The organism is Shewanella sp. Arc9-LZ (genome assembly GCF_010092445.1).
Lineage (GTDB): Bacteria > Pseudomonadota > Gammaproteobacteria > Enterobacterales > Shewanellaceae > Shewanella.
Genome location: NZ_CP048031.1, coordinates 2,748,906 through 2,773,858, shown reverse-complemented (window position 1 = coordinate 2,773,858; position 24,953 = coordinate 2,748,906). Strand labels below are relative to the sequence as shown.

General features: G+C 40.9%; 20 protein-coding genes, 2 tRNA genes and 1 riboswitch. Of the genes, 12 read left to right on the top strand and 10 right to left on the bottom strand.

Features of this window, described 5'->3' with window-relative positions; translation table 11 throughout:
- Positions 1–21 precede the first annotated feature (21 nt).
- Both pyrD and GUY17_RS11860 read left to right on the top strand, forming a co-directional pair.
- Positions 22–1,041 (top strand): quinone-dependent dihydroorotate dehydrogenase, encoded by a 1,020-nt coding sequence (gene pyrD, locus GUY17_RS11865; RefSeq protein ID WP_162023280.1) that lies wholly within the window; start codon positions 22–24, stop codon positions 1,039–1,041.
- Between the two features lie 168 nt (positions 1,042–1,209).
- Positions 1,210–1,743, top strand: a complete 534-nt coding sequence (locus GUY17_RS11860) for a cell division protein ZapC (RefSeq protein ID WP_011637675.1) — start codon at positions 1,210–1,212, stop codon at positions 1,741–1,743.
- An 88-nt stretch (positions 1,744–1,831) separates the two neighbouring features.
- Here GUY17_RS11860 and GUY17_RS11855 read toward each other — a convergent pair whose 3' ends face one another.
- From GUY17_RS11855 to GUY17_RS11835, 5 genes are all read right to left on the bottom strand, one after another.
- A complete protein-coding gene (locus GUY17_RS11855; RefSeq protein WP_162023279.1) occupies positions 1,832–2,581 on the bottom strand; it encodes an SDR family oxidoreductase in 750 nt (249 codons plus the stop codon).
- Positions 2,582–2,664: 83 nt separating this feature from the next.
- The gene (locus tag GUY17_RS11850; RefSeq protein ID WP_162023278.1) at positions 2,665–3,390 is read right to left on the bottom strand and encodes a histidine phosphatase family protein; all 726 of its coding nucleotides are present in this window, start codon (positions 3,388–3,390) and stop codon (positions 2,665–2,667) included.
- Between the two features lie 2 nt (positions 3,391–3,392).
- Complete coding sequence (locus GUY17_RS11845) at positions 3,393–4,460, bottom strand: phosphotransferase family protein (protein WP_162023277.1); 1,068 nt, start codon at positions 4,458–4,460, stop codon at positions 3,393–3,395.
- Positions 4,460–5,293: an SDR family oxidoreductase gene (locus GUY17_RS11840; protein ID WP_162023276.1), complete on the bottom strand. Its 834-nt coding sequence runs from the start codon at positions 5,291–5,293 to the stop codon at positions 4,460–4,462. Before GUY17_RS11840 ends, GUY17_RS11845 begins: the two co-directional genes overlap by 1 nt.
- An 11-nt stretch (positions 5,294–5,304) precedes the next feature.
- On the bottom strand, positions 5,305–6,525 hold the full coding sequence (locus GUY17_RS11835) for an acyl-CoA dehydrogenase family protein (RefSeq protein ID WP_101086994.1): 1,221 nt from the start codon (positions 6,523–6,525) through the stop codon (positions 5,305–5,307).
- 173 nt (positions 6,526–6,698) lie between these two features.
- Between GUY17_RS11835 and GUY17_RS11830 the strand changes: the two genes are divergently transcribed.
- Entirely contained in the window at positions 6,699–7,625 is a 927-nt protein-coding gene (locus GUY17_RS11830) for a LysR family transcriptional regulator (RefSeq protein ID WP_174839640.1), read from the top strand.
- A 309-nt stretch (positions 7,626–7,934) separates the two neighbouring features.
- Positions 7,935–9,584 carry a methyl-accepting chemotaxis protein gene (locus GUY17_RS11825; protein WP_162023274.1) on the top strand — a complete coding sequence of 550 codons (1,650 nt, stop codon included), beginning with the start codon at positions 7,935–7,937 and terminating at the stop codon, positions 9,582–9,584.
- A 299-nt stretch (positions 9,585–9,883) separates the two neighbouring features.
- Here the strand turns inward: GUY17_RS11825 and GUY17_RS11820 are convergent, their stop codons facing one another.
- Positions 9,884–10,198, bottom strand: coding sequence for a hypothetical protein (locus GUY17_RS11820; protein WP_101086997.1), 315 nt, complete (start codon positions 10,196–10,198; stop codon positions 9,884–9,886).
- 193 nt (positions 10,199–10,391) lie between these two features.
- Here GUY17_RS11820 and GUY17_RS11815 point away from each other — a divergent pair, with 193 nt between their 5' ends.
- Together GUY17_RS11815 and GUY17_RS11810 are read left to right on the top strand one after the other, a co-directional pair.
- Positions 10,392–10,886 carry a putative 4-hydroxy-4-methyl-2-oxoglutarate aldolase gene (locus GUY17_RS11815; protein ID WP_162023273.1) on the top strand — a complete coding sequence of 165 codons (495 nt, stop codon included), beginning with the start codon at positions 10,392–10,394 and terminating at the stop codon, positions 10,884–10,886.
- A 25-nt stretch (positions 10,887–10,911) separates the two neighbouring features.
- Positions 10,912–12,732, top strand: a complete 1,821-nt coding sequence (locus GUY17_RS11810) for an AsmA family protein (protein WP_162023272.1) — start codon at positions 10,912–10,914, stop codon at positions 12,730–12,732.
- 530 nt (positions 12,733–13,262) lie between these two features.
- On the opposite strand, the gene GUY17_RS11805 is transcribed toward GUY17_RS11810, so the two are convergent.
- A complete protein-coding gene (locus tag GUY17_RS11805; RefSeq protein ID WP_162023271.1) occupies positions 13,263–14,816 on the bottom strand; it encodes a LysM peptidoglycan-binding domain-containing protein in 1,554 nt (517 codons plus the stop codon).
- A 150-nt stretch (positions 14,817–14,966) separates the two neighbouring features.
- Positions 14,967–15,746 (bottom strand): hydroxyacylglutathione hydrolase, encoded by a 780-nt coding sequence (gene gloB, locus GUY17_RS11800; protein WP_162023270.1) that lies wholly within the window; start codon positions 15,744–15,746, stop codon positions 14,967–14,969.
- A 176-nt stretch (positions 15,747–15,922) separates the two neighbouring features.
- Here gloB and GUY17_RS11795 point away from each other — a divergent pair, with 176 nt between their 5' ends.
- The gene (locus GUY17_RS11795; RefSeq protein ID WP_162023269.1) at positions 15,923–16,702 is read left to right on the top strand and encodes a methyltransferase domain-containing protein; all 780 of its coding nucleotides are present in this window, start codon (positions 15,923–15,925) and stop codon (positions 16,700–16,702) included.
- A gap of 212 nt (positions 16,703–16,914) precedes the next feature.
- Here GUY17_RS11795 and rnhA read toward each other — a convergent pair whose 3' ends face one another.
- Positions 16,915–17,388, bottom strand: coding sequence for a ribonuclease HI (gene rnhA, locus GUY17_RS11790; RefSeq protein ID WP_101087003.1), 474 nt, complete (start codon positions 17,386–17,388; stop codon positions 16,915–16,917).
- A gap of 77 nt (positions 17,389–17,465) precedes the next feature.
- Between rnhA and dnaQ the strand changes: the two genes are divergently transcribed.
- From dnaQ to GUY17_RS11770, 4 genes are all read left to right on the top strand, one after another.
- Entirely contained in the window at positions 17,466–18,194 is a 729-nt protein-coding gene (gene dnaQ / locus GUY17_RS11785; RefSeq protein ID WP_101087004.1) for a DNA polymerase III subunit epsilon, read from the top strand.
- Between the two features lie 10 nt (positions 18,195–18,204).
- Positions 18,205–19,542, top strand: a complete 1,338-nt coding sequence (locus GUY17_RS11780; RefSeq protein ID WP_101087005.1) for a TIGR03503 family protein — start codon at positions 18,205–18,207, stop codon at positions 19,540–19,542.
- A 127-nt stretch (positions 19,543–19,669) separates the two neighbouring features.
- Positions 19,670–19,746: transfer RNA gene (locus GUY17_RS11775), tRNA-Asp, on the top strand.
- An 80-nt stretch (positions 19,747–19,826) separates the two neighbouring features.
- Positions 19,827–19,903 (top strand) — tRNA-Asp (locus GUY17_RS11770).
- A gap of 334 nt (positions 19,904–20,237) precedes the next feature.
- Here GUY17_RS11770 and GUY17_RS11765 read toward each other — a convergent pair.
- Positions 20,238–22,385: a TonB-dependent siderophore receptor gene (locus tag GUY17_RS11765; RefSeq protein ID WP_162023268.1), complete on the bottom strand. Its 2,148-nt coding sequence runs from the start codon at positions 22,383–22,385 to the stop codon at positions 20,238–20,240.
- A gap of 259 nt (positions 22,386–22,644) precedes the next feature.
- A riboswitch (TPP riboswitch) is annotated at positions 22,645–22,744 on the top strand.
- 207 nt (positions 22,745–22,951) lie between these two features.
- Between GUY17_RS11765 and thiC the strand changes: the two genes are divergently transcribed.
- Positions 22,952–24,952, top strand: coding sequence for a phosphomethylpyrimidine synthase ThiC (thiC, locus tag GUY17_RS11760; protein ID WP_162023267.1), 2,001 nt, complete (start codon positions 22,952–22,954; stop codon positions 24,950–24,952).
- The last annotated feature ends 1 nt before the right edge of the window (position 24,953 follow it).

Below are 24,953 nucleotides of genomic sequence, written 5' to 3'. Positions count from 1 at the left end.
TTTTTAGGTCTAGGAGAAAACATGTTTTACAAACTCGCGCAAAAAGTAATGTTTCAGATGGACCCTGAGTTAGCCCACAATATCGCGATTGGCAGTTTGAAAATGACCGGAAACAATCTGTTAAATTGTTTCTATCGTCAACAGGTTAAATCTGCTCCTGTAACCTGTATGGGACTGACGTTCCCAAATCCTGTCGGCTTAGCTGCAGGATTAGATAAAGACGGCGAGTCAATTGATGCTTTTCATGCAATGGGTTTTGGCCATGTTGAAGTCGGGACAGTAACACCACGGCCACAAGCCGGTAACGATCAACCGCGTTTATTTCGATTAAAACCTGCCAAAGGCATTATTAATCGCATGGGTTTTAATAATAAAGGTGTCGATAATCTGGTTCGTAATTTAATGGCCAAAAAGTCTGACATTATGGTTGGCGTGAACATAGGTAAAAATAAAGACACTCCAGTAGAGCAGGGTAAAGATGACTACCTAATTTGTATGGAAAAGGTTTATCAATATGCGAGCTATATTGCAGTTAATATTTCCTCTCCTAACACTCCTGGTTTACGTTCAATGCAATACGGTGAGTTATTAGATGACTTACTTAGCTCAATTAAAGCCAAACAAACTGAATTAGCCGCTAAACACGGTAAATATGTGCCAGTGGCGCTAAAAATTGCGCCTGATTTAAGCTTAGAAGAAATTAGCGCGATAGCTGATTCATTGATGAGTAATCAGTTTGATGGTGTTATCGCTACCAACACCACCTTAAGCCGCGATAATGTGGTTGGATTAAAAAATGCTGAAGAAATGGGTGGGTTAAGTGGCAAACCGTTGACGGATTTATCAACACAAGTGATCAAACAATTAGCGATCTGTTTACAAGGTAAGATCCCGATCATTGGTGTTGGTGGGATCAATAGTGCAGCAGATGCTTTAGCTAAATTTGACGCTGGCTCAACTATGGTGCAGATATACTCTGGTTTTATCTATCAAGGTCCTAAATTGGTTGATCAGATCGCTAGAGCTTATTGTAAAAAATAGTGACTAAAATATAACGTTATTGATCAAAAATCATGCCGCGATCGAATTTTAGATCATTCGATCGCGCTAACACTATGAAATTTATGTTATAATTTATAATTAAATTTTGATATTGGGTGAAAAATAAACTATTATGCACAAGTGTTCAACATTTAGGTGCAGATTGCCATGTTATTAATGCCAAACAAGGACTGGCATTGGGAATACAATGAAACTTGCAAGCAGCTAAGTATTTCATTGGGTTCCGAGATGGAGTTCTTAACCCCATACAAGACAAAACTATTAATTCCAGATGCGTTAACCGCAACTGAATTTAATCTTGAACACGCAAAATTCTACATTAAAATGCTCGAAACACTTCCTAAAGTGCTACACATCTCTGATGCAGGTATTGTACAAACCGCTTTAAATGCCACCGCTGCCCATTTTTTATTACAATCACAAATGCCCAAGTCTTGGTTTTTCGACGTGAGTGATGAGTGTGTTTATTGCGAAGTCGGTAAGTTATTTCAACTTAATTGTGGTTATTCAAAAGTATTAGCATTAGTGGTTGATAATGGCTTACAAGCCGCAACAGTGATGATTCTATCGCAATACTGTCAGTTATCAGACAGCAAATCGCTAGTACAATTCGACACCATTAAAGTGATGCATAATCGTTTGCACCCATTGCGTAAAGCCAGACAAGTCGTGGCAGCTTAATAAATATCATTGAAGTTAATGTGCGTAATAAAATAATGCCAAACATAGAGTTTGGCATTTTTGTTTTAGCTCATTTTCTTAAAAAAATTTAACTCATTTTACGCAGCACACTAAGCGGCGCAATACGTAATACCCAATGCAAAATAGCCCATGGATAACTCGGTACATAAGCATTAGCTTTCTCTTTTTGAATCGCTTTCACCATAGCTTTACAACCTGTCTCGGTGTCGACAATAAACGGAACCGTTTTAACTTTTTCATTAATTTCACTGCGAATAAAGCCAGGGTGTATACACGTCACTTTTATTGGTGTGTTCATCACATCGATACGGATACCTTCAGATAACGACGTTAAGGCTGCTTTTGTAGCCGCATAAACGGTCATGGCACGTCTAAATCCACGCACTGCACTAATCGAAGAAATAGTGACAAGATGGCCATTTTTTTGCTCACGAAAAATGGCCATCGCAGCTTCACATTGGGCTATTGCAGCAATAAAGTTAGTTTGCGCAGTTTGTAAGTTAGCTTCAAAAAAACCGCTACCAATTGCAGCACCTTTGCCCATTCCAGCATTAACAATGACGCGATCAAGTTGGCCTAACTCTTGTTTAAATTGACTAAATACTTCAAATACTTGTGGGTGGTCGTTCACATCAAGTGATTTAATTAACACCTGTATATTGGGATTAATCACCAATAATTCTTGCTTTAATTCTTCGAGGCGGACTATTCGTCTAGCACACAAGGCTAGATTATGGTTTTGCTTAGCAAATTCAATTGCCATACCGCGGCCTAAACCTGAACTCGCCCCAGTGATTAATATGTTTGTCCGTTTCATAATGTGCTCTTTTTTTTGTTTTAATTGTTTTGCTAAATGTGTTGAGCATCGTCACTTAACGATACTCACAAAGTGAATATAACTTAAATTAAGCTGTGTAAATGGCGTTGCTCCCCATCAAAAAAGCTATGCTCATTTAAGGTAATTAAACTCAGTCGTTGTCGTTTTAACTGTAATTGGCTCACACCGCAATTAACTAGCTGTTTATTGATATTAAAAAATTGACCTTCTGGTACTGATAATATTTGCATTATCGCGGCACTAATTACGCCACCAGAGGTGAATACAAACACAGTGTCATTGTCATTTGTCTGCTCGATCAGTTGTTGTAATCCTTGGCTTACACGTTGAGTAAAGTGTTGCCAAGATTCGTTATAGTTATAGTTATAGTTATAGTTATCGTTAGCGTAATTTGATTGTTGTTGCCATTGCTCAATGGCTTGACTAAATAATTCGATAAAGGCCCTGGTGGGTGAAGTTTGTTGTTGAAGGTAATGCTTCATCGCTTCTGGATTGGCTAAGTCTGGTCGATAAACCGCAATAACATTCTCATGGTCAAACTCATTCCAAAGAGTACTTATCTGTAATGACTCATTCAATAAAAGTGGTGACAACGTCGATAAACAAGCATCACGAGTTTGTTGATGACGAGTCATGTTGCCGCAAATAACATGGTTAGGTTGAATTAAGCGTTGGTTAAAATACTCACCCAAATGCCTTGCTTGGCTATGGCCTAAACTTGATAAGTTGTCATAGTTATTAGCGCCAAAGCTTGCTTGCCCATGGCGGATTAAATAAATATTCGCCACGGTTATCCTTTTTGCTTCATTGCACGTTTACAGCGCCACAACAAATAATGTGAAAAAATCCAAAATTGTTTGAATGCAGGGTTGCGTGTTTGTTTATGGTGATAGCGATAATAAATTTGCTGCACTATGCCAGCTAAACGGAATAAACCAAATACTTCATAAAAGCGAAAATCTTCAATAGTGATGTCCATTTTGTCACAGTAATATTTCACCACTTGCTTGCGAGTGAGCATGCCATCAAGGTGTGTGGGTTGGCGGCGAGTCATTTGAGCTAAAAAGTCATCATCGGCTTCAACCCAATAGGCGAGGGTATTGCCCAAATCCATCAATGGATTACCGAGTGTTGCCAGTTCCCAGTCAAGTATTCCATTGACCTTACTGATGTCATCTGGATCTAACACCACGTTATCAAACCGAAAGTCATTGTGGGTTAGGCAAATGGTTTCTTGTGCTGGTTTATGTTGTTGTAGCCAAGTCATCACACTTTTACCAGAGGGCACATTCCAAGTTTTAGCTTGAGTGTAGCGCTGGCTCCAGCCATCAATCTGACGCTGAGTATAACCTTCGCCTTTGCCGATGTGGTTAAGGTTAGCTGCATCAATATCCACTTTGTGTAACTCGATTAAACAATCAATCACATTGGTGCAAAGGGTTCTGGCTTGTTGTTTATCGACTTTTAAGCCTTTAGGAAGATTTTGTCTTGGGATAATGCCATTGAGCTTTTCCATGACATAAAACTCAGTCCCTAAGACATTGTCATCATCGCAATGTACCAGCATTGCAGGCACATAAGGGTACACGGGTTTAAGTGCTTGCTGTAATCGATACTCGCGCCCCATGTCGTGAGCACCTTTGGCTTTGGTGCCTTTAGGTGCACGGCGTAAAATAAGATCGCGATTAGCGTAGCTTAAACAGTAAGTCCAATTGGATGCACCGCCAGTGTACTGGGTTATAGTTAACTCACCTTCAAGCCCATTAATGTGCTGTTTTAACCACGGGTCGATAACCGCTGCGTCAAGCTCCTCGCCGGTACGAACCGTTTTAGCTTTATCAAGATATTGTTGGTTCATTAAGCTTGTTCCTCCCTTAACAATTGCCTAAGACGCTGTGTTTGTTTTAACACTAGTTTAAAATACCAATGTAAAGGCAATAAACGTTTTAACTGATAAAGCCGTTTGCCTTGTTGATGTGTCAGTAATAGAAATTGTTTGTTCTTTTCGCCTTGATAGGCGATGTCTGCCACTTGTGTTGCATTGATAGGTGACTTATCAAATAGCTTACCCATGAGTTTTTCCATGGTTGGTAATTGGGTGCGTAAGCTAGTACCAAGATTTGTTTTAAAAAAGCCAGGGCATAACACGCTAACATTAATATTGTCATCGGCAAGTTCTAAGCGCAACGTTTCTGACAACGATACCACAGCCGCTTTTGATGCATTATAACTGGACATAAATGGGATTGGGGTTAAACCCGCTTGTGATGCCACATTCACAATACTGCCAACACCTTGTTGTTTAAAAAGCGGTACAAATTGCTGACACATGTTAACGATACCAAATAAGTTGATTTCCATAATCCAACGCCATTGCAACATAGGTTCAGCTTCTATTTTATCTGCAGAAGCCACGCCAGCATTATTGATTAATACATCGATATGTTGCCAACGCTCATTCAGTACTTTTACGAGGGTTGTAATGCTGTCTGTGTTGGTGATATCGCAAGGCACGAAAAAAGCCTTGCCTCCTAACGCTTCGATTTCTTGGCACACCTGTTCGCCAGCTGGTTGATTAATATCTGCAACGCACACTTCGGCATGCTGACTCGCCCATTTAAGCGCAAGAGCTTTACCTAAGCCCGATGCCGCGCCGGTGATCACCACATGTTGTTGTTCTATTGGTTTCATTGTTATCACCATTATTGGTACTTTGCTAACTCAAGACGCGACACCATGGCCATATGCACTTCATCCGGTCCATCGGCTAAACGTAAACTGCGGGCCATTGCTGCAAAACCTGCTAATGGTGTGTCATGGTTCATGCCTGCACCACCATATATTTGAATCGCCATATCGACGACTTGGGTCAGCATATTCGGGACAACCACTTTAATTGCAGAAATATCGGTCATGGCGTGCTTGACGCCTAAGTTATCGATTTTCCACGCGGCATTAAGTGTCAATAATCGAGCTTGTTCTATTGCCATGCGCGCTTGGGCTATACGTTCAAGATTACCGCCTAATTTGATAATAGGCTGACCAAAGGCGATTCGAGATTTGCCGCGCTCAATCGCTAATGATAAGGCTCGTTCTGCTGCGCCAATCGCGCGCATACAGTGATGAATACGACCGGGGCCTAATCGACCTTGAGCTATTTCAAAGCCTTTACCTAAACCCATAATGACATTACTTTTGGGTACTCGTACATTAACGAGTTCCATTTCTCCATGGCCATAAGGGGCATCATAATCACCATAGGCGGTTAACATACGTGTGATGCTGACCCCAGGCGTGTCCATCGGCACCAATACCATGCTATGACGTTGGTGTTTTGGTGCGTCGCTATGAGACAGTCCCATAAAGATCATGATCTTACTATTTGGATGGCCCAAACCCGTTGACCACCATTTGCGGCCATTGATGACAACATCATCACCGTCTTCAATAATAGTGGCTTGCATATTGGTGGCATCCGATGAGGCGACGTCAGGTTCTGTCATCGCAAATACTGATCGGATTTCGCCAGCTAGTAGAGGTGTTAACCATTGTTGCTGTTGTTGCTTATCACCAAAGTGATAAAGCACTTCCATGTTACCGGTATCTGGTGCATTACAATTGAAGATTTCTGGGGCCAGAAGCGATCGCCCCATTGCTTCAGCTAAGGGGGCGTATTCAACACAAGTCAGCCCTTTACCTAATGTGGCATCAGGTAGAAATAAATTCCATAATCCTAGTGCTTTTGCTTGAGCTTTAAGTGCTTCTATTTGCGGTAACAGTTGCCAACGTGTCCAATCGCAACTGTGATTGATTCGTCTATTTTCTGCGAGTAATTCAGCTTCAATTGGGAGGATATATTGATTAATAAACAACGTTACTTTCGCTAAATATTGTTGTGATTTTTCTGTAGCGTAGATATTCATTTAAGCATCCTGTGTGACGTAAGCCTCAGTTATTGTCAGTATGTGACCAAGCTATTGTTAAGAGTTCAGCATATCGCAGTATTTTGAGTGAATGAAATGAAATAACATGCTAGGTTGTGATGAATGCTATTCATAGATGTGTGTGGCAAATTCATTTAACAATAGAGGTCAAGATGGCAGATACTAAAGCAATTCAGCAGCTTGACCTTAATTTGTTGAAAATATTTGAAGCGCTTTATTCTGAACAAAACATGACTTTAGCGTCAAAGTCGTTGTTTATAACGCCATCAGCAGTAAGCCATGCGATAAAACGATTACGTTTAGTCTTAAACGACCCGCTATTTGTACGCCAAGGCCTGCAAATGCAACCGACAGCTGCTTGTCAACGTATGGCTCCGCAACTTATAAGTGCGCTAAATCGAATAAGGCAAATACTGCAGCAATGTGGGGAGTTTGACCCGCTTACTACGGAGCAAACTTTTAAAATAGCCATTCATGAAGCGCTAGAAAGCCAAATAATGCCGACGCTGATTAAGCAAGTTTCGCAGTTAATTCCGCATGCGAAAATAGCCAGTATGTCATTATCTCGCGAAAATATAGCGCGTCAATTAGCCAATGGGGAGGTGGATTTAGCCATTGATGTTGCGCGAGCGGTGAATGCCCCTTTAGCTCACAAAACCCTATTGTCAGATCCATTTTGTGTGTTGATAGACCGTCGACAACATGCAATGTATTTAGAGCCTAGTACGAAGCTGACTCCAACCGACTATGCCAATGCTGAGCATGTAGCAGTATCGAGTAGGCCCACTGGCCGAGTAATGGAAGATATTTTGTTACAACAACAAGGTATTAATCGGCACATTAAATACCGATGCCAGAGTTACCAAACAGCCGCGAAAATTGTCATAGGGTCGCCTTTTATGTTGACCTTACCGCGCTCTTTAGCGGAGCAATTTACACATCCAGATTTACATGTGTGCACAATGCCATTTGAACTACCGGACATTGATACCCATTTATATTGGCACATGAATACTGAGACCGATCCCGCTTTTGTGTGGTTAAGAGCACAAATTGAGATGGTTATTGTTGCGAAGTAATCATCTTTATTGCGGAATAGAAACGCTATTGAGCAGAAATATCGATTGGCATATCGAACCAGATCAAGCTGCATTATTACGATAGATGCAGCATGGAATAATTAAGGGGCCCTTTTTAGCCATTATAATAAAGTCTACTATATTTGTCGGTTGCGAAGCACTATCGTGAACAACTCATCAACAAAACACAGCAGTGATAAAACAGTCCTGTTACTGAGTCTATTTTATACTATAACTAACATTGCTGAGTTCGTGTCAGTTTTCATCTCATAACCATTTTAATAATAATCATAATGTCATGGTGCCTGTATGAACCCAATTAATATGCTTTTTCGTAAAACGACGATTGCAAACCGTTTATTAGGAATGTTGGCCTTAGCGATCATTGCTACTGTTATCGTTTTTTGGTTTTCATTAACACGAGTTGAAAACGTGTTAATTAATGAAAAAGAAGCCAAACTGAATGCTTTGGTCGACATCGCTACCACCATCGCGGATAAATATTATCAAGATGCTCAGTCTGGAAGCCTGAGCGAAGATGAGGCCAAAGTCATGGCTTTGGCGGCAATTGATAAATTACGCTATTCAGGCAATGAGTATTATTTCAGTATTGATACTCAAGGGACGATGATCCAACATGCTTTTGCTAAGCAATTGGTGAATACCAAGGTATTAGCAATGCAAGATCCAAATGGCGTTAAGCTGTTTGAACAAATGATCCAACGTACCGAACAGCAGGATTCAGCACGAGTAGATTATATGTGGAACAAACCACAACAGGAACAACCTAGTCCAAAAATGTCAGTGGTCAAGCGTTTTAGGCCCTGGGGATGGATTATCGGGACGGGTATCTATGTCGATGATATTCAAAATGATAAAAACCAATTCATTTCGCAATACTTATTGTTATTGGCTCTGGTTTGGCTGCCTGTCATCTTATTGCTGTTTTTTATCATTCGCAGTATTTCAGGGCCGATGATTGAAACCATTAGCGCGTTTAAAAATATTGCCAAGGGCGAGGGGGACTTGACCTTACGTTTGTCTGAAGAGGGTAATGATGAACTCAAACAAATCGCACATCATTTCAATGCTTTTATTGATAAAATCCAGAAAGTCATTATATCTGTCAGCCACTCGGTTGATGAGTCGAGTCGCTTAGCACAAAATATGTCGACGATTGCACAGCAGGCCAATCAAATCTCATCTAACGTACAAGCCGAAACTGAGAATGTGGCTACTGCGATAAATGAAATGTCGATGACCGCATCAGAAGTGGCTTCTAATGCGCAACTGGCAGCAGACAGTACCCACCATGCTGATAAAGAGGCAGACAAATCTGCTAACGTTGTTGATAATGCAATGAAAAAAATATCTGAATTATCCAGTGAATTAGCCGCGACAGAAGAGGTTGCTAAAGGCTTACAAGTAAGTTCAAGTAAGATTGGTCAAATTCTGGATGTGATTGTGGGAATAGCAGATCAAACTAATTTGTTAGCGTTGAATGCTGCCATCGAAGCCGCTAGAGCGGGAGAAGCTGGTCGAGGTTTTGCTGTTGTTGCTGATGAAGTTCGAACGCTTGCTAGCCGAACTCAAGCTTCAACAAGTGAAATTAATCTTATCATCGACGCAATCAGAAGTGCCATTGACAGTGTTAATGCTTCTGTTGCTAGGGCTAAAGTCAAATCATCTGAAACGGTCAATGAAACTCAACAAGTTGTAGTTGCGCTTGAAAATATTAAGTCTTCAATTGAGCAAATATCGCAAATGAATGTTCAAATAGCAGCAGCCACAGAAGAGCAAAGCACTGTTATTGGCGAATTGAATATGAATATTACTCGCATCAATGACATGTCGCTAGAAAATCGAACTCAGAATGAGCTCATTAACAAAGGCAGTATGGATATAGAACAAGGTGCTATTCAGTTACATCAACTTGTAGACCAATTTAAAGTAAAATAACCCGCCGTTAGTCAGGTTGGTTCTATTAGCCTGACTAGCTTCCGTTCGAGATAATGAGTGATGCCCAAACAGCTCTTTATCTCACAGACTCTGTAACTTACTATCGATGGTGTTTTCACTTGAAATAGCCATGTTATTGATATAGTAACTGACTGATGAAAAAATCATTATGAGTACAATACATCGCAAGTTTGCCATAGCAGACTTGAAATAAATCCATTTTAGCGATTTATTTCACCTGTTCACTCAAGCTGAGGTTACTTATTCTCTCAGAAATAGATTCAAGTATTTCAGCAGTACTAGTGTGATATTTGCACCATAATGTTGATGACATCTTGATATGAGATATTGTACTGGCGTGAGAGGTTAATTATCTTAGTTTTATAAGTTTGAATATGCTCTTGTTTAAGCAGGTTTACTTGTTTCTGCTCAACAATAGTATTGACCGTGTCTTGCAAGATTAATAAACGGCGCAAACTGAAATCCAACGAGTCAATATACGCTGTCATTTGCTGCTTATTACGGGCATTTTCAAGGTTTGTGGTAGTGCGTTGTTCGAAGTCTAACTCATCAAACGCATCCATCATTTTCTGTAAATTTAAATCTTCACTCATAAGTATGATTTTTTACGTTATTTTTATAAATTATATTCATTTTCATTGAATAAGTCACTCTTTAACTTGATTTGTGGGTATGTTGATATACTAAGTTAACGGTACTTTTTGAGTGTAATAATATATCGTTAACAATACTTGTTGAATATACTCATTCTCGGTAACCTAAGATTTTGATCTACAAGGAGGAGTCATGTTAGATCTATTGCCAGACTTATTTGATTATTACCCTGAACAATTGACGTTGTTGTCAAATCCATGGAAAGCATTCGGCGCAAAATCGATATTCTATGGTGAAGTCGTGACCGTTAAATGTTTTGAAGACAATTCAAAAGTAAAATCTGAATTAGCTAAAAAGGGTCACGGTAAAGTATTGGTTGTTGACGGAGGTGGCTCAACAAGACGTGCATTGCTTGGCGACATGATAGCCTTAAGTGCATGTGACAATGGTTGGGAAGGTATTATCATTAATGGTTGTATTCGTGACGCTGGAACCATTAACACCATGTTAATTGGTGTGCAAGCTTTAGGCGCTAATCCCATTAAAACTGACAAAAAAGGCGTAGGAGAGGTTAATGTCACAATTGAGATTGCTGGCATCAGTATTTCTCCTGGAATGATGATCTACGCAGATTTAAATGGTGTTGCTGTCAGTAGGCAGGCACTGGATTTAGCTATTTTAACTTAAAATAGCGACAGACAAGGAAGCAAAAATGAAACTAATAAAGTGGTTGTTAGCAATAGTGCTAACGTTAGTGATAGGTGTAACTGTCTACCTCACAATGTTTTTCGATTTAAATAATTTTAAACCGCAAATTGTCGATGCGGTAAAAAAACAAACTGGCCGTGATTTACAAATCAGCCAAGATTTAAGTTGGAGCGTGTTTCCATCTTTAGGCATCAAGCTTGGGGGCATTTCGTTATCGAACCCAAATGGGTTTACCCCAGCTTCGATGCTTGATGTTAATGAGGCCGTGGCTAATGTGGCGTTGATGCCATTATTTAGCCAACAAATTGAAGTTGATTTATTAAAGCTTGATGGCTTAACACTCAACTTAGTTACTCAAAAAGACGGCAAGACCAGCTTTGATGGTTTGACTGCTGAAACATCGGCAGAAAAACCGCAATCAACCTCAAGCAATTCAGAAGCGATGTCTTTACAGACCTTAGATATTGGCGGCATTGAACTTACCAATACGAATATCAATATTATTGATGTGGCCAGCAATACGACTCAAACCTTCAGTCTAAAAAGTTTTACTTTAGGACAGTTCAGCCTAGGACAATTCGCTGATTTTGCTTACGAGTTTTCAGCGACACTGCCTGATATGCAGTTAGCGTCATCTGGGCAAGGCAAAGTTAAAGTCGACCAAGCATTGCAGAATGTCACGATTAATGATTTTGACATGGTGCATAAAGCCCAAGGCGATAGCTTGCCAGGCAAAGCGATTACCGCAGAGCTGAGTACACAAATGACGATGGCATTAGATGCCAAAACCATTGAGCTGCAATTGACTAAAATGTCAGCTATGGACTTAGCTGCCACTGGCGATATTAAGATTAATTATGGTAATAGCATTCCTAAAATTGCGATGAATCTTGATGTTGGCGATATTGATGTCGATGCATTACTGCCAAAGCAAGAAGGCGATGCGAAAGAAACTGAGGCAACATCTGAAACTGCGTCAACTCAAGAACCTGATTTATCGGCATTAAAGAGTATAGATTTAACTCTAAACTTAACCGCTAAATCAATTAAAGTCAGTAATATGTTAACGCAAAATTGGCAAATGAAAATGGCCATTAATAAAGGTGTATTAACGTTATCGTCGCTGACAGCCGATTTATATGAAGGTAAGCTAGCACTTAGCGCTAAGCTTGATGGTCGTAAAGCGGTACCAACTTATGTGTTTGATAAAAAGTTAACTGGGGTGCAAATTCGTCCGTTATTAATCGATGCTGCTGAAGTGGATTTACTTTCTGGAACAGCGAGTTTTGAAGTTAAAGGCAGCGGTGCCAGTTTGATTGCTGATAATCTAAAAAACAATCTTAATGCAGTGGGTCAGTTTGAAGTAGCAGATGGCTCGTTGTATGGGGTTAACATTCCACAGATGATCCGTAGCGCGCAGCAAAAATTGAAAGGTGATTTATCGGCAGATAAGAAAGAAGAGCTGAAAACCGATTTTACCAGTTTGACCGGTAGTTTCACGATGAAAGATGCTGTTGTGACTAACCCTGATTTAGCGATGGCTTCACCGTTAATTCGCTTAAATGGTAAAGGCACAGCAAACATTGCCACCGAAGCGTTGGATTACACCTTAACAACCAGTGTCGTTGGGTCGTTATCAGGACAAGGCGAAGCTGCTGATGAGTCACTGAAAGGTATCGACATTCCGTTAACTATCAAAGGTACATTCCAAGAGCCTAAGTTTGGCATTGATACCAAAGCGTTATTGGAAGGCCAATTTAAAGATGAGGCTGATAAAGCTAAAGAAAAGCTAAAAGAAGGATTGTTTAAGAAGCTTGGAATTTAAATCATCCATTAATGACAAGGGCTGTAGGTGCTTCTATATGAATAATACTACAGCCTTATTCAAAGCGGCTTTGTTACTGCTATACGGTTTGCCGTTAACTAACCTCAACTCGGTGTAAGAAGTGGGATATGTGAGTCGAAATGACAATATTCAGCCTATTTTATATCAAACTTGTCATTTGTTTTGCTAACAAGGCGCATTGGTACGTCAATAGCTAGCCTATTGCAAGTCAATGCAACACAGTTAGCGAGACAAAGGAAAGGACTGTTTGATAACCGTTTATTATCCCGAGTCGAGGTTATCTAGGCTAAAAATGGATAGTAATGTACAGTAATAACAGTATGGTTAGCCTAATCAAATTATTGAACACTGTGAACCAGTGGATTTATTAATGCTAATGTTATGCCATAAAAAAACGGACAAGTGTTCACTTGTCCGTTTTTTTATGGCTGAAATTAACTGAGTGTTTAACTCATACCAATAGCTATTTTAGCCTTTGTTCATTAATTGTGCCTTATTGGCAAAGCTAACTAGCTATTGGTCATAATCAATTTCAGTATCTGTCCTGGTTGGATCAATTTACTGTTTTGTAAACTGTTCCATTCGATTAACTCTGCAACGGTAACCTTATATTTAAGTGCTATACGCGCTAAAGAGTCACCTGATTGTACGCGATAGCTAACCGTTTTATCATTGCTTGCAGTGAGAGAGGCGACTTCATTAGGAAAAATAACTAATGATTTGCCAATGGCTAACGTGGATTGTTTTTTAAGATTATTCCACTTCATTAGTTGTGCGACGGTCACTTGCTGTGACTGCGCTATCTTCCATAATGAATCACCAGATTTAATGGTATAAGCTTGCTTGTTCGAGCTTGATTTAACCACGGTTCTACGCGCGAGTACTTGGTCTGCGGTCATGGTGACGAGATCGGGATCTTTTGCCGCAACAGGAATAATTAAAAAACGACCAGCAACAATATTATTGCCTTTAATACCGTTACTGCTTCTTATTAATGTTGCAGTGGTTTCAAATTGGTCGGCAATTTCACTGATGCTGTCACCAGATTTAATTTTATACCGAACCCAGTTAATACGGGAGTTTGGTTCAATAGTGGCTAATGCTCGTTTAAAGGAAGCCGCTTTTTCACTAGGTACAATCAATTGATGTGGACCTTGTGGGGCGGTTGCCCAGCGCTTTAAACCTGGATTAATCGCTTTTAAATCATTTATGTCAATTTGAGCCAAATCAGCAGCTAAGTTAATGTCGAGTTGACTTTCAATATTGACTACCTCTATCTGAGGTGAATTATCAATAGGGATTAAATTGATACCGTACTTGTCTGCATGTTTAATGACATCGGCCAATGCTAATAACTGAGGCACATAATGAGCTGTTTCCCGAGGCAGCGATAGTGACCAGAAATCTGTCGATTTTCCACGGGCCTGGTTATGTTTTATTGCATTGAATATTCGGCCTTCACCTGAGTTATAAGCGGCAATGGTATATAACCAATTGTGATCCATTTTGGCGTAGAGGTATTCCATTAAATCTAAAGCAGCTTTTGTCGATGAGGCAACATCACGGCGTCCGTCATACCACCAATTTGTCTTTACACCGAACGACATGGCCGTTGGCGCGGTTAATTGCCATAACCCCGAGGCATCACTTGGTGAATAGGCGAGTGGGTCAAAGCCACTTTCAACAATAGGTAACAATGCTAGCTCTAAAGGTAAATTGCGCTTTTTTAACTGTTCGACAATGTAATACAGATATGGCTGAGCACGTTGAGTCACGATTTCTAAATGCGTAGGATTCTCGATGTACCATTGGCGGTATTGAGCCACTAAAGCATTATCGACAACAGGAAAGCGCATTTGATTGCCGATCATGAGCCATAAATCGTTAACTTCAGCAACTTGTTCTTCAATTTGATCAAGGGTTACGGTCGCTGATTTTTTGTTTTTAGCGTTAGCTGTAACAGTGTGGGTTGTACTATCAGAACTTGGCTCTGCAGTATGGAGTGTCTGGCACCCCGTTATAGCCAGCATACTGCCAGCTATAATAATCAAGTTTGCTTTCATTTGAAGATACACTTCCTCAAGTTCTCAGGGCGTTAAAAAAAGGGCGAACATACCAAATGCCTATGAGACTCTTTTGGTCATGCTTTAGTTCAGTTTGGCATTGTAGATTAAATTATTTGGCATGTCTTATTAAAGTGTTTTCATGTTAATCTAAAATTGATTTTTCCATTCCCTTAACAATGTAAATGTCTGAATATCATCTATATTTGTTATTTTGTATTCTGTTGATATTGCGACTTGAGTCTCATTTAGATGACAACGTAGGAACGGGTTTATGGCTTTTTCTGTCGCGATTGTGCTAGGTATCGTTGGTATGTTTTGTGAGCGTAATTGGCCAACTTTGTGGGCATAATCAATCAACTGTGAATTATTTGGTGTGACATGTAAGGCGAAATCGACATTGGATTGTGTGTATTCATGAGCACAAAAGACTTGGGTTTGGTCGGGTAAGTTTGCCAGCATAGTTAACGATTGCAGCATTTGTGTCGGTGTGCCTTCGAATAAACGTCCACATCCGCCACTGAATAAGGTATCACCACAAAATAATTTATCATCAATATAATAGGCAATATGACCTAAAGTATGCCCAGGAACTGCCATCACTTGGGTAAGCCCTAAATGAGGTATCTCAATATTTATATCCGATGAAACGGTTAAAGGATGGGTTAAACCATCGATAGGTTCGTTACTCGGACCATAAACAATAAGACGGTTGTTGAAGTGCTGCTGCAGTTGTTTTATACCGCCAGTATGGTCGCTGTGATGATGAGTAATGAGTATGCCGACTAAATTAAGTTCTGTTGTAGCTAGGTAATCGATAACACTTTGGCCGCAGCCAGGGTCAACTACATAAGCATCAAGGCTACTTGTTTGATGAATTAACCAGAGGTAGTTGTCATTAAAAGCTGGAATGGTATGAACGTTAAGCATAATCTGACTCGAGTGATGATTGACTATCTGTTAGGGTAACGGATATCGTTAAATAACTTCAAGTGAAGTTATCCTGAAAGTATCAATGATGGTTAGCTGAACATTAAATGAGCTATGGTAAAGTTGATGGGTTGAGAGAATATGACATTTTTGCAAAGTAATCGTTGGCGGGCTCCATGTTAAAACCCCTTATTTGGCAAGATTTACCTTTTGGTGAATTATTGCAAGCTGAGATTGAAGCAAAATTAGCCCCATGGTGGCCGCGAATATTTGGCTATCATTTACTTAAAGCAGGGGCGTTAAGTAGCCAGTTAAACAGTTTACATTGCAGCATAGCACGGCATTTTTCTGTTTATGATGGTGCAGATGCGAGTATTCAAGCCGATCCGCATCATTTACCTGTACAACAAAGTGCCATTGATGCTGTGTTAAGTTGTTTTCTTTTAGAATTTGAATCAGACCCTTATCAAATTTTACGAGAGTTCGACAGAGTGCTCATTAGCAGTGGTTATATTTTTATTGTTGGTTTTAATCCCATCAGTCCGGCTTTTATAGGCAAAATATTGCCTAAATATCAAACTCAGTTACCTTGGAACGGGCAGTTTTTTATGCCATCAAGAGTTAAAGATTGGCTTGGGTTACTGGGATATAAAGTACTAGCAGATGAACGGTTAATGTACCATTCGTTATTAGGGCACCGCGGAGTCAACACGCCTAATCAACCGAGCAAACCTCAACAAGCACCATTGTGGCAAAAAAGTATCGCCAACTGGCTACCTAGTACTGGCAGTGTTTACTTAATCGTGGCTCGAAAAATGACGACGCCACTTACACCGATTAAAGATAAGTCGAAGGTCAAAGCGCCTAACTGGTCAACGGCGCCATCGGCAGGTCGTACCGGGTTAACTCACACTCCGAGTATTGAGACCCAGACATTAAACAATTCAAAATCATAAAAAGTAACCTCAACTCGTTTTAAGAGATGAGGTCCGTAAGCCAAAATCAGAAGAGTTGAGCTATTTCATAGCAAAATATTACTTTTGCTACCAGGGCTGATTGAAGCGGTAATATCTAGCTTATTGCAAGTCAATGCACCCCGTTAGCGTAGCAAAGGACTTTTTGATAACCAGTGATTATCCCGAGCTAGAGTTAAATAGCGATGACCTCACTATTCTGGGTTATAACCTGTATCAGCTTGTCGAGGCTTAGCTTCAGCCGCTTTGCGTGCTAATACATCACAACGTTCATTTTCAATGTGGCCGGCATGGCCTTTTACCCAGTGCCAGTCGATCTTGTGTAATTGACTTACCGCATCTAGACGCTTCCATAAATCGACATTTTTAACTGGTTGTTTAGTTGAGGTTATCCAGCCCTTTTTCTTCCAACCATGGATCCAAGTCATAATACCTTGGCGCATATACTGGCTATCGCTGGTTAAAATAATATTACAGGGTTCGTATAAGGTTTCTAACGCGATAATTGGGGCTAAAAGTTCCATACGATTATTGGTTGTTAATGAGAATCCATCGGCGATTTCATGTTGTTGATGTTTATATTTCATTACCACGCCATAACCGCCAGGTCCTGGATTTCCTAAGCAAGAGCCATCAGTAAAAATATACAGCTGTTTGAGTTCGGCCATCAAGTTGTTACCATAGCGAAATATTCGCGCCAGTATACTCAATTTATACAAAGGCGAGGGCTGAATGAGTAAAAAATATGAACATTATTTCTAGTGCAAGTCGTCAAGTGATCCTCGATACCGAAACTACCGGTATGAACCAAGCGGGTGGACCGATTTATGTGGGCCATCGCATTATTGAAATTGGTTGTGTTGAAGTGATTAATCGTCGCTTAACAGGTCGAACGTATCACCAATATATTAATCCTGGTCAAGCGATTGATGAAGAGGCAATTCAAGTTCACGGTATTACCAATGACCGTGTTGCCAACGAACCGCGTTTTCATCAAATAGCCAAAGATTTTATCGATTTTATCGATGGCGCTGAAATTGTCGCTCATAACGCCAACTTCGACGTGAGCTTTATGGACCATGAGTTTTCAAAACTCAATCCAATTGGGCCTAAAACCAAAGAGATTTGCAGTATTCTCGACAGTTTAGCCATTGCAAAGCGTCTGCATCCAGGCCAAAAAAATAACTTAGATGCGTTGTGTCGACGTTACGGTATCGATAATGGCCGCCGTACTTATCACGGCGCATTACTCGATGCGGAAATTCTTGCTGATGTTTACTTAATCATGACAGGTGGACAAATTAAGTTTAATTTGTCTAATGAAAAAGCGGGTCAAGAAGGTGGCGGAATTAAAAATATCGATCCGGCGGCGTTTAATCTTAAAGTCGTTGGTGCATCAGCCGATGAAATACTATTACACGAACAACGACTTGATCTCATTGCGAAGTCAGGTAAATGTCTCTGGAGAGGGTAAACCAACCTTTATGAGTGCCACTCGCGCCGGTTATCTTGCTATTTCATGTTTATTGTTGCTGAGTCTTATCTTCGCTTGGCAACCTAATGCCCAAGCTGCAATGGTCAATGCATCGCAAGCAGCAGAACTTAAAAATCGTTTTCGAATCGATTATATGGTTGATCATTTAACGTTAGTTATCCAACGAAGCTATGGTTCTGCGCCTGTCGTGGTGATTTTACCTGATGGCAGCAAATGGTACTCAAATCGTCATCCTCAAACGGTAAAATGGGTAGATGGTATTGCTGCCGATATGATTTATATCGAAAAACCGATGCCAGGGCCTTGGCAGTTATTAGGCAGTGTGGTTGAAGGGTCGACAATACAAAAAATCTCTGCATTAGACATTGCAGTGCAACCATTACCGCAACCACTTTATCAGGGTGAAAGGTTAAAAGTTACAGCAAGACTCTTGGGTGATAATTTAACCATGAGAATGCCGGGTTTGGAGTATATGGTCGAATGGACTGCACGTTTTACCAGTGCGCATCTTCCAACTGACGACAATTTCGCAACGGGTACCATTATTGTCGGTGCTTATAAAGACAATGGTGAATTGTTGGACGAAACACCTGACGATGGCATCTTTACCGGAAGCCATAATTTACAACAACCTACCGGTCATTATGTACTCAATGTCACTGCACGAAATAATGTCTTTGAGCGTGAATATGTGATGCCGTTTGAGCTCTTGCCACAACCAATCAAAGTCAAAATGGTACCCAATAGCGATCCATTAAAAGGCATATGGCAGATACAGTTAACGGTTGATGAATCTGTGGTGAAATTAGCAGAAACTCATTTTGAGTTTGACTTAGTCGGCCCTGCTGGGTTGTTGCTGCCTATTACCTTGCAAACCATGACCAGTGCAGATCAAATTCTATACTTACCTAAAGTGACTGAGTTTGGCAGTTATCGTGTTAAAGGCAGTGTGGTTTCTACTACGGTTGATGGCCGAGAAATTGTGCTCAATTTACCTGAAATGTTTTTTAATTTAGTAGAGCCCCCTGCTCCAGTCCCAACAGTTGAAGAACTTGCTGAAAAAGCGGCCATTCAAGCAGAAATTGAAGAGCAAGTCGCTAAAGACGATGCGATGTTCTGGATTGTTACCATTAATGGCATACTTTTTTTCGTTGGTATTATTGGTTTGGTGATATGGCGTAAAAAACAAACGCTGGCAAAGGCGATGGCTGCGGCGGAAGAAAGGTTAAAGCAAAATCCAGTGAATGAAGATAAACCTAAAGACAGTATTCTAGAAAGCGTCGACTTAGATGATATTGATTTGAGTATGCCAGATGATAAAAACTAAGCCACTGAAGTGAGTGGTTTTTGTACTAAAACTTGATAATTGTACATTTTTTAACTAAATGAGCGAAAACAATTAAAAAACTGTTGACGATTAATTATCACAACTTTATTATTCATCGCACTTGTGTGGAGCGGTAGTTCAGTTGGTTAGAATACCGGCCTGTCACGCCGGGGGTCGCGGGTTCGAGTCCCGTCCGCTCCGCCATTCAAGTGACTGTTTACACTTAATAAAACAGATGATTTTTATACTATTGTTAGTTTTATTAAGTGTATACAAACCGTTTTGGAGCGGTAGTTCAGTTGGTTAGAATACCGGCCTGTCACGCCGGGGGTCGCGGGTTCGAGTCCCGTCCGCTCCGCCAAATAAGAAAAAGCCTCTACAGAAATGTAGGGGCTTTTTTCTGTTCAAAAATCAACAGAATGTGTTATTCAGCCTAGAATACAATACCTGCTAGATTATCAAATGTCAGCGCATTAATGTTATTCCATCACATATCAATAAAAACCGGCCTGTCACGCCGGAGGTCGCGGGTTCACTGTTTCAACATCAGCGTCCGCTCCGCCAAATAAGAAAAAGCCTCTACAGCAATGTAGGGGCCTTTTTCTGTCTTAACATCAGCAAAATTGCTGTTTTAGCCTAGCCAATAATGTGGTATACATTACTGGCTATATGCTTTATGACTTATAGCTGGTTAACTAGAACGCGTAACTGACATTCAATTCGAGTGAGCGACCCGCACCAGCGATTTGTTGAAAACCGTTACTGTTATCAGCCTTATATTCAGCAATACTGATACCGCCAAGCGGCAATTGATAATACTCATCCAGTAAATTTTTCACTGCTATAGTCATTGTGGCATCTTGCCATTGGATACTGCTACTTAAGTTAAGCAGTGTGTAACTGTCAGTTGTGTTTTCTAAACGCTGTTCATCCAAGCGGTCTTTACTCGCAACCCATAGCCAACTGAGACTATTTTGCCAATCGCCTAGCTGTTGTTGTAAAGCTAGCTTAGTTTGCAAAGGTTTTATTTGATACAGCGCTTGGTCATTGTCATCTCTTTCGCCGCGCGTGGCACTGATATTAGCGTTAAGGAGCCATTTACCACTGCGGTTTTCTGTTATTTGATATTCAGCATCTATGCGTGCACCAAACAAGGTCGCGTCCACATTTGCAAACTGTAAAATATGACGACGATTACTATCGATGCTTGTGCGATTAAAGCTGCTGACCACATTAGCGTCAATATAATTATTGATGTCGCTATACCAAGCTGTTGCACTAAATGCTAAATCATCTTGTACTCGCTTGTAAGCCATACTCAATGTATGTGCAGTTTCTGCACTAAGGTCAGGGTTGCCTATGTAGCCGTTTGCATCGCCGTACCAGCCAATCATAGTCGTCGACATGGTGCTTTGGCCCCAACTGTATCGCTCATATAAATTTGGGGCGCGGTTCTTTCGGGCTAAACCAAGTTCTATCACTTCAGTATCACTGAGTTGATAGCGAGCTAGAAGGGTGGCATCGATGTTATTGTCATTGTGCTTTCGATATAGGCTATTAAATTCATCTGCGGCCATGGCATTAACATTGGTCATGCCCATCATACTCATAGTGTTATAAGGTTGAACCTCACCTGTGCTGGTTGATACGTATTCATAACGAACACCTGCAGACAGCCACCAACGAGTATTAAGTGTTTGTTGCCACTCGCCATAAAGTGCAGCACGTTGGCGTTCGCCATCATTGATATTGACGTAGTCATTGGGGCCCATCATGGTAGAACCTTCAATCGCTGGCCATGTATCATCAAGCTGATAAACATAATATTCTTGGCCAATTAATAATGTACTGTCTGAACTGGTTGGCAGCTGCCAATGCAGTTGGTAACTGTAATCTTTACCCTTAGTTTTCATTGGCATCATGCCGGTTTTTTCATCGCTAAAGAAACCCATCTCATGCTCGACATTGTGCCAGTTTGCTTGGGCAGTGAACTCGCCTTCATTTTCTAGCGTTCGTTGATAGCGCACTAATGCGCCATAACTGTCATTATTCGTCATGTCCATATACTGGTTTGCAAAACCTTGAAAGGGGATATGTTGATGAGTCAGTTTGACTGCAACTTGTTGAATGTCATCTTGCCAAGCAGCGTTTAATGCATGATTTTGTGATTGGTATAAGGTGTCTAGTACTTTATCGCCGTGGCCGTCGGTATAGCTGTTAGCGTCTTCAAATGATCCTTGGTAACTAAAGCTTAATGTTTTACTTGCAACAGTGGCATTTACACCTGCGAGAATAGCGTCGTTGGTACTTCGGTAACCACTAGATATGTTACCACTTTGCCATGTCACATTGTCGCTATCGGTAAATACAGGGGTTAAGCTATTGACGTTAATTACGCCAGCAATGTTATCGCCACCGGCGCTCACCGGAGAGACTCCAGCAACCACTTGGGTCGAACTAATGTGATTTGCTGACACATAAGAAAGTGGCGGGTTCATCTGGTTTGCACATGATGAGGTAATATCACTGCCATCAATGAGCACCTTAATGCGATCGCCCATCATGCCATTTAAAATCGGTAATGCCGATACGCCACCTGCTTCAGAAAAGTCTACTCCTTGCTTTTCAAGTAAGCTTTGGGCTGAGCCGAGTAAGTCTTTGTTAGTCGTGTTTTGTCCATGTACTTCAACCCGCTCAATGCTTTCACTATTTTGCTTATCGTACTGCTCAGCCATTACTTGAGGTGTAATAGCAAACATTACAGCCAATGAAATTGATGAGTAAACCCATGGGTAATTTGTATTTAATTTAATGGTTTGGATTGCTTTATTTGCCAACGTCATCACCTTTATTGTTATTTTTATCAACCTTTGATGAATATATTTCAAAGGTGTTTGTCAGTTTTTTGAAATTATAATCTACTAATAAATATGATGAATGCGACATAGTGTCGCACCTTGATAAATACCTGTCTGTGGTGATGGATGAACCATGGGGATATCAATAACCTCATATTAGTTTCTGGTATGTGGATTGATAACTTTTGTATGAAATGATTATTTTAGTGCTTGTTATTTAGCGACAAGCTTGCTTATACTGCGGGACATCTTGTCGGAGTGCCATTATGGCTGAGACCGTTTATTCGGGATCCGTTGAACCTGATCAGGCTAGAACCTGCGAAGGAAACAAGCGTAATAATCATGATTTTTGGGAAGATAAATAACGTATTAACAAGACTGTAAATGGACGTTTACCTCCGAGTTTTTTATCGGTTTATATATCCAGTTACGTTATTACTTTAGTATTTTTCTATGTGATTATTGACGTAAGCAATAGTATTTTTATTGTTTACTGCTGCTATCAACACCTCTCCAGACAAGCAACTCTACTCTTAATATTGAGGTTGCTAATGTCAAATCCAAACCGTCGTCAAACTCGAGCTAACGCTCAACAATTTATTGATACCCTTAAACCGTTACAACATCCTAATTCTGAAAAAGTCTATTTAACGGGTAGTCGAGCTGATATCAACGTCGCTATGCGTCAGGTTAATCAAACTGAAACCGTGATTGGCGGCACCGATGCAAAACCCATTAAACAAGCCAATCCGCCTATTATGGTCTACGACTGCGCGGGTGCTTATTCTGATCCCCTTGCTGATATCAATGTGCGTGAAGGCTTACCTAAAATCCGTCAAGCATGGATTGATGAGCGACAAGATACAGAGCAATTAACCGGTGCAAGTTCAGGCTTTACCCAACAGCGACTAGCCGATGATGGACTCGATCATTTACGCTTTGATGCCCTTGTCGCGCCTAAACGTGCCAAGTCGGGCAAATGCGTGACCCAAATGTATTATGCACGCCAAGGTATTATTACCCCTGAAATGGAATACATTGCCATTCGTGAAAACATGGCTCGTGCTGAAGTAACCGACACCGTATTAACCCAAAAAGCGCCTGGAGAGGCTTTTGGTGCGCATATTGGTCAGCTGATCACACCTGAGTTTGTCCGTGATGAAGTCGCTCGAGGTCGAGCGATTATTCCGTTGAATATTAACCATCCTGAAACCGAACCTATGATTATTGGGCGTAATTTTTTGGTGAAGGTGAATGCCAATATTGGTAATTCAGCGGTGACATCTTCGATTGAAGAAGAAGTTGAAAAACTGGTGTGGTCAACCCGTTGGGGTGCAGATACGGTCATGGACTTGTCGACCGGGCGTTATATTCATGAAACGCGTGAGTGGCTTATCCGTAATTCGCCAGTGCCAATTGGTACCGTGCCGATTTATCAAGCATTAGAAAAGGTTAATGGCGTTGCCGAAGACCTCAGTTGGGCAGTATTTAGAGATACATTGATTGAACAAGCCGAGCAGGGCGTAGATTATTTTACGATTCATGCTGGGGTGTTATTGCGTTATGTACCCATGACCGCTAAACGCCTTACCGGCATTGTGTCACGTGGCGGTTCAATTATGGCTAAGTGGTGTTTAAGCCACCATCAAGAAAGCTTTTTATATGAACATTTTCGTGATATTTGCCAGATTTGCGCCCAATACGATGTGTCATTGTCGTTAGGCGATGGTATGCGCCCCGGTTCAATTGCCGATGCCAATGATGAAGCGCAATTTGCGGAATTAGAAACCTTAGGTGAATTGGTCAAAATTGCATGGGAATATGATGTGCAAACCATCATCGAAGGCCCTGGTCATGTGCCAATGCAATTGATTAAAGTCAATATGGAAAAGCAATTGGCCCTTTGTGACGAAGCACCATTTTATACCTTAGGCCCACAAACAACCGATATTGCGCCGGGCTATGATCACTTCACCTCTGGTATCGGCGCTGCCATGATGGCTTGGTACGGCGTGGCGATGTTGTGTTACGTCACCCCCAAAGAACACTTAGGTTTGCCAAATAAAGAAGATGTAAAACAAGGCTTAATTGCCTACAAGATTGCAGCTCATGCTGCTGATGTCGCTAAAGGTCATCCAGGTGCGCAAGTACGTGATAATGCGTTATCAAAAGCCCGCTTTGAATTCCGTTGGGAAGATCAATATAACCTAGGTCTTGATCCTGATACCGCTCGTGCTTACCACGACGAATCGTTACCACAAGAATCGGCAAAAGTGGCTCACTTTTGTTCAATGTGTGGGCCTAAATTCTGTTCGATGAAAATAACCCACGAAGTGCGTGAATATGCCGCGAATCTTGAACAAGCTGAAGCACTTAAGATTGAAGTATCTTCCGCTAGTGCTTATCAAGCTCAACATACAGCTCAAGCCATAAATCCGGCGGAAGCGATGGCACAAAAGTCGGCAGAGTTCAAAGCGTCGGGATCGGCGCTTTATCATGACGTCAAATCTGTCGCACAAGTTGATACTGACTTAACGGTTGAGGTGGAATAAT

Excerpts from the sequence above, each read along its gene's own strand:
- GUY17_RS11820 (WP_101086997.1), bottom strand. The coding sequence starts at position 10,198 with ATGAGTGAAGATTTAAATTTACAGAAAATGATGGATGCGTTTGATGAG.
- dnaQ (WP_101087004.1), top strand. The coding sequence starts at position 17,466 with ATGAACATTATTTCTAGTGCAAGTCGTCAAGTGATCCTCGATACCGAA.
- GUY17_RS11845 (WP_162023277.1), bottom strand. The coding sequence starts at position 4,460 with ATGAACCAACAATATCTTGATAAAGCTAAAACGGTTCGTACCGGCGAG.
- GUY17_RS11765 (WP_162023268.1), bottom strand. The coding sequence starts at position 22,385 with ATGACGTTGGCAAATAAAGCAATCCAAACCATTAAATTAAATACAAAT.
- GUY17_RS11825 (WP_162023274.1), top strand. The coding sequence starts at position 7,935 with ATGAACCCAATTAATATGCTTTTTCGTAAAACGACGATTGCAAACCGT.
- GUY17_RS11780 (WP_101087005.1), top strand. The coding sequence starts at position 18,205 with ATGAGTGCCACTCGCGCCGGTTATCTTGCTATTTCATGTTTATTGTTG.
- GUY17_RS11855 (WP_162023279.1), bottom strand. The coding sequence starts at position 2,581 with ATGAAACGGACAAACATATTAATCACTGGGGCGAGTTCAGGTTTAGGC.
- GUY17_RS11810 (WP_162023272.1), top strand. The coding sequence starts at position 10,912 with ATGAAACTAATAAAGTGGTTGTTAGCAATAGTGCTAACGTTAGTGATA.
- GUY17_RS11840 (WP_162023276.1), bottom strand. The coding sequence starts at position 5,293 with ATGAAACCAATAGAACAACAACATGTGGTGATCACCGGCGCGGCATCG.
- GUY17_RS11815 (WP_162023273.1), top strand. The coding sequence starts at position 10,392 with ATGTTAGATCTATTGCCAGACTTATTTGATTATTACCCTGAACAATTG.
- GUY17_RS11860 (WP_011637675.1), top strand. The coding sequence starts at position 1,210 with ATGTTATTAATGCCAAACAAGGACTGGCATTGGGAATACAATGAAACT.
- GUY17_RS11835 (WP_101086994.1), bottom strand. The coding sequence starts at position 6,525 with ATGAATATCTACGCTACAGAAAAATCACAACAATATTTAGCGAAAGTA.
- GUY17_RS11830 (WP_174839640.1), top strand. The coding sequence starts at position 6,699 with ATGGCAGATACTAAAGCAATTCAGCAGCTTGACCTTAATTTGTTGAAA.
- GUY17_RS11795 (WP_162023269.1), top strand. The coding sequence starts at position 15,923 with ATGTTAAAACCCCTTATTTGGCAAGATTTACCTTTTGGTGAATTATTG.
- GUY17_RS11805 (WP_162023271.1), bottom strand. The coding sequence starts at position 14,816 with ATGAAAGCAAACTTGATTATTATAGCTGGCAGTATGCTGGCTATAACG.
- gloB (WP_162023270.1), bottom strand. The coding sequence starts at position 15,746 with ATGCTTAACGTTCATACCATTCCAGCTTTTAATGACAACTACCTCTGG.
- thiC (WP_162023267.1), top strand. The coding sequence starts at position 22,952 with ATGTCAAATCCAAACCGTCGTCAAACTCGAGCTAACGCTCAACAATTT.
- rnhA (WP_101087003.1), bottom strand. The coding sequence starts at position 17,388 with ATGGCCGAACTCAAACAGCTGTATATTTTTACTGATGGCTCTTGCTTA.
- pyrD (WP_162023280.1), top strand. The coding sequence starts at position 22 with ATGTTTTACAAACTCGCGCAAAAAGTAATGTTTCAGATGGACCCTGAG.